Raw genomic sequence first — 14,189 nt, 5'->3', positions numbered from 1 at the left:
TCTTAATCTTTTTGGCACACACTTTACCGAGCCACACAGTGAACATAGACGTCGTATACCTTCTTGAGCAAAACCCTATCCTTCTAATCTTCGTCGTATTAGCCATTGGCCTTGCCATCGGAAAAATCCGATTTGGCAAATTACAACTAGGCAACTCCATAGGCGTTCTAATTACCTCGTTGGTAATGGGTCACCTTGGCTTCTCATTCAATGCAGAAGCATTAACCATTGGCTTCATGCTGTTTATCTATTGCGTTGGCATTGAAGCTGGACCAAACTTTTTTGGCATATTCTTCAGAGATGGTAAGCATTACTTTATTTTAAGTATGACCGTTCTCGTGTCCGCAGTCAGCTTAACGTATGGCTTGAGCCACTATTTCGGCCTCGATTTTGGCTTGTCAGCCGGTATGATGGCTGGCGCGTTGACAGCAACACCAGTACTGGTTGGTGCACAAGACGCTCTAAACTCCGGCCTTGCTACTATACCGCGCAATATGGATTTTTCTTTGGTATTAGAAAATCTATCTGTAGGTTACGCGATGGCTTATCTGGTGGGCTTAATTAGCATGATCATGTTCGCGAAGCTGTTGCCAAAACTGCAGAAGCAGAACCTGTCTGATTCTGCGCAGCAAATTGCTCAAGAACGTGGCCTTGGAAATTCAAGCCAAAGAAAAGTGTACTTACCGATTATTCGTGCTTACCGAGTCGGCCCAGAATTGATTGACTGGACTGACGGCAAGAACTTGCGTGAACTGGGTATTTATCGTCAAACTGGCTGTTACATTGAACGAATCCGCCGCAATGGTATTCTCGCCCATCCAGATGGTGATGCCATTTTGCAAGAGGGTGATGAAATTGCACTGGTTGGTTTCCCTGATAGTCATGCTCGCTTGGATCCTAGCTTCCGCAACGGTAAAGAAGTATTTGATCGTAACTTGCTTGATTTGCGCATCGTTGAAGAAGAAATTGTCGTAAAAAGTGACGCTATCGCAGGCAAGCGTTTATCTGATTTAAACTTATCTGAGTTTGGCTGTTTCTTAAACCGCGTGGTACGGGCGCAAATAGAAATGCCGATGGACTTAGACATTGTGCTCGCTAAAGGGGACGTCCTTCAGGTGAGCGGCGAGAAAAGCCGAGTACATGGACTCGCGGAAAAAATCGGTTTCATCTCGATCCACAGTCAAATGGCCGATTTACTCGCTTTTTGCAGCTTCTTTATTTTGGGTATTCTGTTTGGCCTCATCACGATGACATTCGGCCAGGTTTCGTTCAGCTTGGGTAACGCGGTAGGTCTTTTGTTATCTGGTATTACACTTGGTTTCTTACGAGCAAATCACCCCACTTTCGGCTATGTCCCGCAGGGGGCGCTGAATATGGTCAAAGATTTGGGTTTGATGTTCTTTATGGTGGGAATTGGTCTAAGTGCAGGTGGAAAGATGTTCGAGCACCTAACGCAAGTAGGACCAAAAGTCATTGGTTTGGCATTTATTGTCAGTGTTGTACCTGTAGTTCTGGCTTACTTAGTTGGCGCACACGTACTCAAGATGAACCGTGCCCTGCTCTTCGGTGCCATTATTGGTGCCCGAACTTGTGCCCCAGCTATGGATGTCGTCAACGACTACGCTAAATCCACCATCCCTGCTCTTGGCTATGCGGGTACCTATGCGATTGCTAATATTCTGATGACGTTAGCCGGTACGATCCTGATAATATTAAGTTAATAACTTTGACTGATGAAAGCAAAAAAGGCGCTCAATGAGCGCCTTTTGTATATCGGTTGTCTAATCAGTCATTCGATTAGATTTGGATAAAATCAGCTTCAACCGCTGGATTTACATCCGCTTCGTAATCTACGCCTTCAACACCGAAACCAAATAGTTTCAAGAACTCTTCTTTGTACTCTACGTAGTCAGTCAGTTCTTTTAGGTTCTCAGTCGTAATTTGAGGCCATAGCTCACGACAGTGCTGCTGAATGTCGTCACGAAGTTCCCAGTCATCCAGACGTAGACGGTTCATCTCATCCACTTCTGCTGCGCTACCATCTTCTTTGTACAGACGTTGGCTGAACATACGGTAGATTTGTTCCATACAGCCTTCGTGTACGCCTTCTTCGCGCATTTTCTTGAATACCATTGCAATGTACAGTGGCATAACAGGAATTGCGGAACTTGCCTGAGTTACAACAGATTTAAGTACAGCTACATTTGCACTGCCGCCTGTCGCTGCTAACTTGTCGTTTAGCGCTTTCGCCGCACGATCTAGGTCCATTTTCGCTTTACCTAGTGCGCCATCCCAGTAGATTGGCCAAGTTAGCTCAGTACCAATGTAGCTGTACGCGACTGTCTTACAGCCTTCAGCAAGAACACCAGCATCAGACAGTGCATTGATCCAAAGCTCCCAGTCTTCACCGCCCATAACGGTTACTGTGTCTTTGATTTCTTCTTCTGTTGCAGGCTCGACACTTGCTTCGATGATCACATCTTTGTTGGTATCAACAGCAGTTGATGTGTAAGTTTCACCGATAGGCTTAAGCGCTGAACGAACTAGCTCGCCAGTTTCTGGCATTTTACGTACTGGGGAAGCCAGTGAGTAAACCACCATATCGATCTGACCTAAATCTTCTTTGATCAGTTCGATAGTTTTCTGTTTCGCTTCATTTGAGAAAGCGTCGCCGTTTAGGCTTTTTGCGTACAGGCCTTCTTCACGCGCTAGCTTTTCAAAAGCAGCTGCATTGTAGAAACCTGCCGTACCTGGTTTCTTCTCAGTGCCTTCTTTTTCGAAGAAAACACCGATAGTTGATGCACCGCCACCAAATGCCGCAGCGATACGAGAAGATAGACCGTAGCCACTTGATGCACCGACAACAAGAACGCGCTTAGGTGCGTTTTTGATTGGGCCTTGCGCTTTAGTGTACGCAATTTGTTCTTTTACGTTAGCTTCACAACCAACAGGGTGCGTTGTAGTACAGATAAATCCACGAATTCTAGGTTTGATGATCATATTCAACTTCCTTTAAAAAACCTTGTTAGGATAAAAGTTTCGTCGGGATTTCGCATCTAATTTCTGTAAAAATGCTCTGAAAAGGCAAGTGGTTGGAGCACTATCCCAACATCCACTCTGCAAGAACACAAAAAAGCACCTCATTGAGGTGCTTTTCTTAGTATTAACGGTTTACTATGCCGCCGGGTTCAAATGCGACTTTTTTGGGCAATCGGTTCGTACTTCAGAAAAGTCATGACTAAAGTGGTCAACTTGAATCGCCTTGTAACGCAATTTGTCTGCCGCCATGATTTGGTCAATTTCTTGCTCAGTTAACACGCCAGCTTCAAATGCTTGCTGCAAACGGTCGTGTAAAAGACCTTTACGAGCCACTTTCCCATCCTTCGCCGCCTTCATAAGCTTACGCTCTAATGGTTTGATTTCGTACATTGCGAGGAAGGCATTCTCCATTAAGCCTACGCTGTCGTCGTCGGATTTTCCGATGTAGCAAAGATGCGTGAGTCGATCACGTTGTGCTCCTGGCGTCATCATTGCTTCCGCCAGATTCACACACAGTTCATCGCTTGGCTTATTAAAATGATTACCAAGTGGGAACAATAACCCTTTCAGCACACCGCCAACGTATTTCACAGGGAAGTTGGTGTAAGCCTCATTTAATGACTTAGAAGCGTTATACAAACAGTGTTGAACAGCGTAATGAACGAAGTCTAGATCGCCTTGTTGACGGCCTTCATCTTCATACTTTTTCAAGGCAGCAGATGCCATGTATAGATAGCTTAACCCATCACCCAAACGTGCGGAGATCATTTCTTTACGCTTCAAGTCTCCACCTAAGGTTAACATCGCAAAGTCTGCACTTACTGCAAGTGCACGACTGAGACGAGTAATGTCTTTGTAGTATTGCTGCGTTGGGCCACTCATGTGCGCGTTAACAAATCGAGAACCAGTTAGTGCTGCACCAAATGCACCGAATGTATTACCGAGAGCGTGCTTGATGTGTTTAAAGAGTAAGTTGTCAAATTCTTTCGCACCTTGTTCAGAATCTGGATTCGCCGCGGCTTCCATTTCTTTTAGAACATATGGGTGACATCGAGTCGCACCTTGACCAAAAATCATCAGGTTACGAGTCAGAATATTCGCGCCTTCAACGGTGATAGCAACCGGGATACCAAGGTAATGTTTAGCAAGATAGTTCATTGGGCCATCTTGAATCGCACGACCCGCATGGATATCAAACGAATCATTTAGAATGGTACGCGCGATTTCCGTCATGTGGTACTTGGCAATCGCGGTTACAATCCCAGGTTTTTCTTTCATATCGAGAGAAGTCGTCGTTAGCGTACGCGTCGCTTCTAGTAGGTAAGTAAGACCACCAATGCGCCCCATTGCTTCTGCAACACCTTCAAACTTACCGATCGACATTCCAAACTGTTTACGCACGTAAGCATAAGCACCTGTTGTACGTGTAGTAAGGTGACCAATCGCTGTGCCAAGCGCTGGGAGAGAGATACCACGACCAGCAGAAAGACACTCAACCAGCATACGCCAACCTTTACCTGCGTAATCAGCGCCACCGATCAACCAGTCCATAGGGATGAAGACATCTTCACCACGAGTAGGACCATTCATGAACGCAGACCCCAGAGGATCATGGCGCTCGCCTATCTCGACACCTTCATGGTCAGCGGGAATCAACGCACATGTAATGCCAACCTCTTTCTTGTCACCAAGTAGCCCTTCAGGATCCTGCAGTTTAAATGCTAACCCGAGCACTGTCGCCACTGGCGCAAGCGTGATGTAGCGTTTATTCCAACTAACTCGCACGCCAAGCACTTCTTTGCCTTCATGGGTGCCGTAACAAACTACGCCTTGATCTGGTATACCACCGGCGTCAGATCCCGCTTCGGGCCCTGTTAATGCAAAACAAGGAATGTCGGTACCATCAGCTAAACGAGGCAACCAGTAATCTTTTTGCTCTTGTGTACCGTAGTGCGATAAAAGCTCACCTGGACCAAGAGAGTTCGGTACCATTACCGATACCGCGGTACTAATACTTCGAGTCGCAATACGAGAAACAATGGTTGAGTTCGCTAAAGCGGAAAATTCACGACCACCATACGCTTTTGAAATGATCAGTGAGAAAAATCGCTCTTTACGTAAGTACTCCCATACTTCAGGCGGTAAATCCCTATCTTCTTTGACAATCTTCTGGTCATCAAGCATTTCTAGCAGGGTTTCAAGCTCATTATCCATAAACGACTGCTCTTCTGCTGTCAGTGTCGGCGTTGGATAATGGTGCAATGTAGTGAAGTTAGGCTTGCCTGAAAATAGTTCGGCATCCCACCATACACTACCCGCTTCCATTGCCTCTTTCTCAGTGCTAGAGAGAGGTGGCAATACTTTTTTGAACACTTTAAAAGCTGGGTCACTAATCCATTTTCTTCGTAGAGAGCTCATAGTTCAGATCCTTTTGTTCACGTAACCGCTCTGGGCATAATTTTATTATTGGTTTAACTTTCTTATTTGTCTTATGCCAACTGCTTTGCTGACATTCCTGCTGACAAATATGGAATCAGTAAATCGACGACAGATTTCACATCGACTTCCTTTTCAAACTTACTTTGTGCCAGCTCCGAAAGAGCCTGGCTTGAAGCCATCGTAAATACACAGGTTCCTAACGTGAAGTGCAATCGCCAAAACAACTGTTCTTCACATAGTTCCGGGTTCGCCTTCATTATCGAGAAAGTGAAAAGGTTCAGTACCTCTTCGTATCTGGTGGTAATGAACCAGCGTAGATGACCTTGAACGTCTGTATAACCGCGGCCAATTAACAACATAAACAGCGCAGTACCATTTGGGCGTACATCATTTAATGTACGTAAAGGTAATCGCAATGACTCAAAGACATCGTCCATGTTGTAGCTATCGCGCGTGTTTAACTCAATTAATGAAGTCTTAATGCTCGGCATTAGTGCTTCTAAATACCTATCTAAAACCGCTCTAACCAGCGTTTTTTTATCGCCAAAGTGATAGTTTACCGATGCTAAGTTAACGTTAGCTTTACCTGTTATCGTTCTTAGCGAAGTATCATTAAAGCCATGTTCAGCAAAGAGTCCTTCTGCGACATCGAGTATTTTTTCTTTTGTTGATGTTCTCGGGGCCATTTTAATCACTCGTATTAAACAACTGTTTGAAAATATACTCCCGAAACTTAAGATTAACAAATGATTAACATCACACTTTAACCAATTGGTCTGACCAGAACTTAGAAGGTGTGATCTAATCTTTTGAATTTAAGTCTAATAAGCAAATGATGCTCGCCTGAAGAAAGTGACCAAGTTTCGCAAACCATCGTATTTGAAACGCTAGCAATGTCGTTGGGCTGTCGGAGCGGGAGATACGGGTTTAAAATGCAATTTAGGTTTATAGCTACTATAGAAAAGAGGGCTATCGAGTTTCAAACCGCCATTAAGTTGGTTACGTTGTTCGCCTCTTCTCTTACTTCTTTACGATACAAGCGGGCAGAAAGAATTAAATCGAATTTTTTTGAAAAAAAATGGAACTGTTTGGAAAAGGCTCGGTCTGAATAAATGTAACAACTAGGGCATTTTAAGTTTCACTGGCCGTCAAACTTGTTTCCACCTAATTGTTACGTTGCTGCTTTTTTCTTATTAACTCCTATGTTTGTATCCGCCCAGTCAAATTTTCGGCTGGGCTTTTTTTCGCCCGCAGATCTACAACCTAACTTTTCGATGATTCCGTTCATCTCCATGGTCTAGACATCCGCTCAATACGAAAGTGTCGCTATTAAGTCGCTGATGTACTGAACTATGGGTATAAAAAAGCCTCCCGATTGGGAGGCTTTACAAAATAGCGCATTTTTATCTTACGCTTGCGCTTTCTTAGGCAAAGAAAAGTGCAGTAAGGCATAGCCAAGTAATGCTGCTGTCGTCGAACCCATTAAGATGCCTAGTCGAGCATAGGTATCAAATTCAGGACTTACATTTCCGAACGCTAAAGAGGAAATGAAGATAGACATTGTAAAGCCAATACCACACAACACAGATACCGCAAAGATATGCTTGAAGTTAACCCCTTCAGGTAACTTAGCAACGCCCATTTTTACCGCTGCCCAGCTAAAGGTAAAGATACCTAGAGGCTTACCAACCAGTAGACCCAAAGCAATACCGAGTGGCAGCATTGAAGTTAGACCTGACATCGATACGCCTTCTAACGAAATCCCCGCATTGGCAAATGCGAATAGAGGCAGAATACCAAATGCCACGTATGGGTGAAGCGCGTGCTCCATATGTTTAAGTGGAGAATGTTCGCCCTGCTTTCCCTTTAGTGGGATAGCAAAACCAATCACTACACCTGCCAATGTTGCGTGAACACCAGATTTAAGCACCGCGAACCATAAGATCGCACCGACGATCATGTATGGCGTAAGTTTTGTTACTTCCTTCGCATTCAACATGAATAGGACACCAGTCATGATGAAGCCAACAAGCAACGCCATGGTCGACAGGTCACCGGTGTAAAATAGCGCGATAATAACAACCACACCCAAATCATCGATGATAGCAAGCGCTAGCAAGAACACTTTTAGGCTTACTGGTACACGCTTACCTAATAACGCCATGATACCTAAAGCAAAAGCGATATCTGTCGCCGCTGGAATTGCCCAACCAGAAATCGCCTCAGGATCGTTGGCATTAAAGGCTACGTAAATAAGAGCAGGAGCTAACATACCGCCAACCGCTGCAATCGCAGGGAAAATTGCGGTTTCTTTTGATTTTAACGCACCTTCAAGTAGCTCTCGCTTAACTTCAAGGCCAATGAGTAAGAAGAAAACAGCCATTAGGCCGTCATTAATCCAGTGAGAAACTGACATACCAAATACATAAGTATGCAGTACAGATTGATAAGTTTCGCCCAGCGGTGAGTTAGCAATGGTCATCGCAATTGCCGCTGCAATCACGAGAAGAATACCACCAGCTGATTCCATTTTGAAAAAGTCACGAATGACATCGTTCATGGTTTCGTCCTTATATTTATTATCTTAATAAACGATTAACAAAGAATGATAAGAGTGTATAGCGGTCGAAAACTTTAGAATAATCGCTTCTTCAGAGTATAAACTTCGATTTTTCCGATATGAAGTTTACTATACATCGTATTTTCCAACATAACACTCAATTTTGATCACAGCGCGTACTTGTTGTTATCGCGCCAAATGTTTATCAAGATTATGAGAAAATCAGCATAACATGGCATGTACTGTCATGATAACCCCATACTTTTGAGAAAAATTCAGGAAGTTTCATCCACTAAAAAACCACCCATTGGGGTGGTTTTTATCAGAATTTAATAACCAGTGAGCTGCATAAAGCCCCAAGCCTCGTTGGAGCCAGAAGCTAAGGTAGGGCCTTCCCAATACGGTATAACAAAAGGAAGCCACATATCTGATTTGATAATACGAGTGGTCAAGTTAATTTGATGCTTTGGAATATTAATAATCCACTGCAAAGGCAGCCTTCTTCCATTTGATAAACTGGTCACTTGCATTGGTTTAATACTGATATCATCGTCTGAGAGATTGATGACTTTACCTGAGCGTGTGGACAAGGTGCCAAACACGTGCGGTGTTTGTCCATGGTGGCGATAGCGGCTGACTGTCAGTGCTCGACCATCATCTAAATTGAATACAAACCAATCCCAACCCTGTTGCCCTTCACCAATTAAGCCACTGCCCCACTCTTTCTGAGCCCAAGCAGAGCCAGCAACAGAGAAGCGTTTGCCATTAATGTTCAAACTCCCTTTCACCTTTAAAAATGGCGCACTAAAACTGAAAGAGGCAACAGATTGCAACGCGTGTTTAACCTGAAAACCTTTGTCTCCATTCACGACAAAGGGGCCATTTGTCATAGTATTGAGATCTAAACCAAACGTATCGGTAGTCACATTCAAGTTACCAGGGAAAGGCGTTGCACCAAGTGAACGCCACGTCCAATTATCAATCCATAACCTGAAAGGACGATTAGTCATGCCAGCTTGGCCTATCCCGCCTCTCGCTACACGTTGCTCTTTCCAGACGTGCGAACCATGGCTAACGACAACATGTGAAATGTACAGTTGAGGGTTTTGCCATCCGCTGGTTTCTCGCTCATCCGTCGCGACCCTGAAGTAGCTCCATTGAACATTGTATATTTTCCCTTGTTCATCTTTCAGTTTCGCAAAGTAGTGCCACCATTCATGTTGGTACTCAGGATGAAAGCGAAAGTCTGACGGCAAAGAGACATGCTCGTCAGGTAATACAGGTTCGAAAATCGTTTGATTTTCACGCGTTAGAATAGAATTAAGCTCGCTTTCTTGTGTCGCTGTCGCTTCCAACCAAAAAGTTGAGTAAAAAGCAGCCCCGGTCAAAAAGGCAAACGTAATAACAATGATCGTTGAAACTAACAAGCGTTTTTTAGAGCCCACTTTTTTCATTACAACGCATCCCTTAATGACTTCATTGGCGTACTCTTAATCATTCTAATAACTGGCAATGCGCCAGCAATCATGATGGCAAGCATCGCCCAAGCAATAGTTTGAGCGTATTCCCAAGGGATCGTTTGAAGCTCCAGAGACCAGCCGAATGATTGCTTAATGATAATATCAACGATCAAGTGTGCAAGTGCCAGACCAAGTGGCACCGCAATAATCGCGGAAATGGCCCCGAAGACAAACAACTGTAAACCACCCAATGCGACAAGTTCCTTTCCGGATACACCCATACATCTCAGCAAAGAGAAGTGCCGCTGCCGTGACAACTCGCCCGCCAATGTCGCGAAGAATAAGCCAAACACAGCAATAATCAGCGTGATGTTGCCCAAGGTTCCTGCAATAGCGAAGGTATGATCAAATACCCTCATTGCCTGACTATAAATATTACCATTATCAAACACACGGTCTTGCGGGAGGCGGAATACATTTTCTAAGCGATTTTTCAGGCCCTCCCCATTAACGCTATCTTTTAACACCACGCCAAGGCCAACATTGCCCGTCCCTGCAAATGCATACAGCCAATTCCGGTGCGACATCATCACCTGGTTATACGGGTTTCCATAATCATAATAAACACCAACGACTTGCCAGTCTCCACCCAGTGGTTCCTGCAAGTTAATGAAGTCTCCTGGGCGAATATCCAACTTCAAGGCCATCGATTCACTCACCATCAAGCTCTTGGTCGCGTGCAGTTGATACCAGTAATTCGGGACACCTAGCTTTACCGTCAGTGCATCTAGCTCACCTTCAGAAGAGCCTGTACTCACCACTTGCAAGGCACCATGTTCGGTTGGCATATCTTTTTCCCAACGCCACCAAACCGAGTTGACTTCTGGTTGGTTTTGCAGCCACGCACTCATCCGAGCTGCTGAGTTATTTGTAGGATAGATATAAATATCCGCTGCCAATCGCTGGCTGAGCCATTTATCGGTCGTATCCCTAAAACTACCTACCATCGTTTCTACGCCGATATTTGCCGCCAGTGCCAACATAAACGCCATTGTTGCCACGCCGCGATAACTCATGCTCGCAGCCGCATCGGCAAAAAACCAACGTACACGTACCCAACGCATGGTGTAAGAAAAGCTCTGGAACATATGCCACATAATAAATGGCATAAACAAGGCCACACTAACCAACATCAGCGCAATAATGGCAAAGCCAGTTTCTTGTGTTTTCGGTGCTTGATACACTGCGATTGCCGCGACACAAAACGCACACGCAGCAAGAGCCTGCCAAGAGAACTCACGCCCTGCAAATCGCATTAATGACAGTCGAGAAGATAGACGAATTGGCTGTGACTTCAGCAAGCGAATCAATGGCCACAAACACGATATTAATGCGCCCATCGCTGCCATGATCAGACTATATAAGCTGGACTGCCAAGACCATCCTATTGTTAAGCCTACGTTGGCATCGTACAAATCGCTCAGGCTCGATGAGACTGCAGGGATCAGCTCATTTGCCAAGATCAAACCAAAAAAGTTACCACACGCCCACGCAATAAAGACGAGCAACGACAACTCTAACAACAATGCTTGAGCCAACTGCGTTCCGTTGACCCCCGTCTGTCTCAAAATACCCACCAAACGTTGTCGCTGAATAAATGACAAAGACATCGCTTGATAAAAAATAAACAACCCGACCAAAAATGACAGCATCCCCATCGCGGTGAGGTTCATGTGGAATGCATTAGTTAACGACTCAAGCTCCGTGCGCGTATTCCTAACGAGCGTCATGCCATTAGGTAGCATATTTTTCAGTGCTATTAGCTTTTCCTCTGGCATTTCACCACAAGAAATCGCAGACAAACCTGAGCTCCGCTTGAGCATACGCAGTAATGAGATGTCGGTAACCAGCCGAGTCCCAGAGAGCATTTTGTTTTTATCGACTTGAATCGGTCCGAGACGACTTCCGTCATTCATCTCAATAAAGTCCCCATCCTGCCAACTCATGTAAGCGGCCAAATCTTGACTGACTAGAATGGGATAAGGAGGTTTCATTAATGATAGAACGGGCATCTCACCCAAAGATTTGCCTTGCTGCAATGGAATCATCGCGACAGGATCAATCCCCACCAGCATCAAGCTCATATCGGTTTTAGCATCTAGATGCAGCACGTCAAACGGCGCACATTGGTTAAACCCAGCTCGACGCAACTGGATATAGAAACCTTGAGGGATTTTATTGGCAGAGTGTTTAGTTCGGATTCGGTATGGCAAAGGATTGGAGAAAAGCTTTTCTCCTGTCGCATAACTTTGTTTTGCATGCTGGTTGATAGAAGTAACACCAACAAGAAGGGACACGCCTAAGGTTAACCCTAGCCAGACAAGAATAATTTGTAGTGGGTAACGACGGTAATGACCGAGTAGTGCCTTAACTACGGGCCATAACATGCAGTTGCCCTCCTTGAAGTCGAATCTTACCTTCCATATGGGCCGCCACTTTTTCACTGTGCGTCACTAACAGCAAAGTACACTCCAGCTGGCGAGCGAGACTCGTCAATAAGCGCATTACCGCTTCTGCGTTTCGCTCGTCTAGGCTACCAGTTGGCTCATCAGCGAGTAGGATTTTAGGTTCCATATAGAGTGCGCGAGCAATAGCAGCACGTTGTTGCTGACCACCAGATGCTTCTTCCGGGTAGCGGCCTAGCAGAGGCATTAAATCCAGAGCAGAAAGAATTTGACGCCACAACTCTTTATCTTCTGGCAAACCCTTTAACTGACGACAAAAACGAATGTTATCGGCAATATTGAGCGTAGGAAGCAAGTTGAACTGTTGGAAGATATTACCAATATTGTTGCGGCGATAAAGGGTTCTCAAATGCTCTGGCGCATCATGCATGGCAAAATTTGGAAACTGAACTTCACCAGAGTCTGCAGTATCCAGTCCGGCAATTAAGTTCAGCAAAGTACTTTTACCCGAGCCACTTTCTCCCATCAGAGCGACTTGGTCACCTTGCTGTAATGTTAATTCTGCCCCTTGTAATACAGGGTGAAATTCTCCCCCGTCTACATAGCCTTTACATAGGTCTGACAGTTTTAACATTGATTATGCCGCTCGGATGGTATTTAAAAATTGGGATCAGAATCTACACTAAAATCCTGTTAGTAGAAAGTATTTTGAATGCTTGATCACACTATGAGAGTACAAATGCAACTCGATTCACTTTCTGTTCCTAATTTTGTTGACGTATTGAGCAGATTTTTGCAGCTGCAGAAAGCTCTGTTTACCTCTATTGACCGATAAGGTTTTTCATCCATTTTCGGCTCACCATTCTTGGCAGACAAATCGTCCACTTCACAACTTCCTCGGTCAAAAAGAGTAAGTAAACCCATTGTGGGTCCCAACCGAGCTGAATCGCTGCAAATGCCGCGAGTGGAATCCCGATCACCCACTGCGCAAGAATGTCTTGATACAAACAAAACTTAACGTCACCACCTGCACGTAATACCCCAACAATGACCATCATCGGCACCGAGCGTAGTACGACACCTAAAGCAAGAATCACCATAAACTGTTCAGCTAACTGGCGAGTATCCGCTGTCAGTGCACTAAACGCATTAAGGATCCATTGATTGGACACTATCAATACAACAGCGACCACAAATGCGATAAACACATTCAAAATGACCGTAGCCCAAGCTTGGTAATACACAGGTTCAAAGTTTTTCGCGCCGAGTTGGTTACCCACTAAAACCGCAGCTGCATTCGATAGGCCAATCATCATAGCGAGAGCGATTGACTCAACGGGCGTCATCACCGACAACGCTGCCAAACCTTGCACACCCGCTTGCCCCATGATGGCATGGTAAGCGAACAATCCACCAGCCCATGCCAAAAAGTTAAATGTGGTCGGTAAGGAAAGGCTCAAGAAACGCGTTATTTTGTCTAAAACCAAACCTGCGCGTATATCATCCCAACCAAATGCAATTATGTGTTTCTTCAGCCATAAATAGCCAAATAGACAACCGACTTCGATCGCGCCACTGATAACCGTTGCAATGGCTGCCCCTGTAATCCCTAAAGCAGGAAAACCTAAGTGACCAAAAATTAACACCCAGTTGAGGAAAACATTAGACAGAATGCCTATACCACTAAAAAATGTGCTCAGCCCCGGTTGGTGCATCGCTCTCAACCCCACCGACATACTAGCGACACACGCAACAGCAAACATGCTAACGGATGAAATAATTAGATAGCTGGCCCCTAACTCAATCACTTCTTGTGAGTCTGTAGTCAGTTTCATGACTGGCTGTGGGAAAATAACAAACAAAGCAACAGCAATGGCGGCAAACACCATGGCTATCATCCATGTTAAAGCGGTACTGCGACGTACGCCGACTTTATCGCCTGCCCCCCAATATTGTGCGGTCAGTAATGCACCACCCGTCGTCACTCCAACTAACATGATAGTAGTAACAAACGTCGCGCGCGCCGCTACCCCAACAGCGGCTATTTCAGCTTCACCAAGTTGGCCGAGCATAAGCACATCAACGAGGCTTCGACTAGAAAACATCATGCTTTGCAGTGTAATTGGTAGCGCGATCGCAAATAAGCGACGTAAGAATGCTTTATCTGCATGTATTGAGAGTTGAGAGAGAAAAGTCACAAGCGCTCCAACGACAACTTATTGATAG

9 protein-coding genes are annotated in these 14,189 nt (G+C 45.0%); 1 reads left to right on the top strand and 8 read right to left on the bottom strand.

What is annotated here, in order from left to right; all coding sequences use genetic code 11:
* Window positions 1-38 precede the first annotated feature (38 nt).
* On the top strand, window positions 39-1,721 hold the full coding sequence (locus NDJ01_RS11880; protein WP_145474206.1) for an aspartate:alanine antiporter: 1,683 nt from the start codon (window positions 39-41) through the stop codon (window positions 1,719-1,721).
* Window positions 1,722-1,797: 76 nt separating this feature from the next.
* Here the strand turns inward: NDJ01_RS11880 and fabV are convergent, their stop codons facing one another.
* The 8 genes from fabV to NDJ01_RS11840 form a co-directional block, all read right to left on the bottom strand.
* Entirely contained in the window at window positions 1,798-3,000 is a 1,203-nt protein-coding gene (gene fabV, locus NDJ01_RS11875) for an enoyl-ACP reductase FabV (protein WP_006742624.1), read from the bottom strand.
* A gap of 174 nt (window positions 3,001-3,174) precedes the next feature.
* Entirely contained in the window at window positions 3,175-5,457 is a 2,283-nt protein-coding gene (locus NDJ01_RS11870; RefSeq protein ID WP_258586739.1) for an acyl-CoA dehydrogenase, read from the bottom strand.
* A 71-nt stretch (window positions 5,458-5,528) separates the two neighbouring features.
* A complete protein-coding gene (locus NDJ01_RS11865) occupies window positions 5,529-6,164 on the bottom strand; it encodes a TetR/AcrR family transcriptional regulator (protein WP_258586738.1) in 636 nt (211 codons plus the stop codon).
* Window positions 6,165-6,886: 722 nt separating this feature from the next.
* Window positions 6,887-8,038 (bottom strand): Na+/H+ antiporter NhaA, encoded by a 1,152-nt coding sequence (gene nhaA / locus NDJ01_RS11860; protein ID WP_006742626.1) that lies wholly within the window; start codon window positions 8,036-8,038, stop codon window positions 6,887-6,889.
* Window positions 8,039-8,367: 329 nt separating this feature from the next.
* A complete protein-coding gene (locus tag NDJ01_RS11855; protein ID WP_046874817.1) occupies window positions 8,368-9,492 on the bottom strand; it encodes a lipocalin-like domain-containing protein in 1,125 nt (374 codons plus the stop codon).
* Window positions 9,492-11,945: an ABC transporter permease gene (locus NDJ01_RS11850; RefSeq protein ID WP_005393229.1), complete on the bottom strand. Its 2,454-nt coding sequence runs from the start codon at window positions 11,943-11,945 to the stop codon at window positions 9,492-9,494. Before NDJ01_RS11850 ends, NDJ01_RS11855 begins: the two co-directional genes overlap by 1 nt.
* On the bottom strand, window positions 11,926-12,597 hold the full coding sequence (locus tag NDJ01_RS11845; protein ID WP_005393230.1) for an ABC transporter ATP-binding protein: 672 nt from the start codon (window positions 12,595-12,597) through the stop codon (window positions 11,926-11,928). The genes NDJ01_RS11850 and NDJ01_RS11845 overlap by 20 nt, the downstream gene beginning before the upstream one ends.
* Before the next feature lie 187 nt (window positions 12,598-12,784).
* Window positions 12,785-14,161 carry an MATE family efflux transporter gene (locus NDJ01_RS11840; RefSeq protein WP_005393232.1) on the bottom strand — a complete coding sequence of 459 codons (1,377 nt, stop codon included), beginning with the start codon at window positions 14,159-14,161 and terminating at the stop codon, window positions 12,785-12,787.
* Between the last annotated feature and the right edge of the window lie 28 nt (window positions 14,162-14,189).

The sequence above is a fragment of the Vibrio sp. HS-50-1 genome (assembly GCF_024747315.1).
Taxonomy (GTDB): Bacteria; Pseudomonadota; Gammaproteobacteria; order Enterobacterales; family Vibrionaceae; genus Vibrio; species Vibrio diabolicus.
Note: the sequence above shows the minus strand (reverse complement) of the source record. Positions and strands in the feature narration are given on the sequence as shown.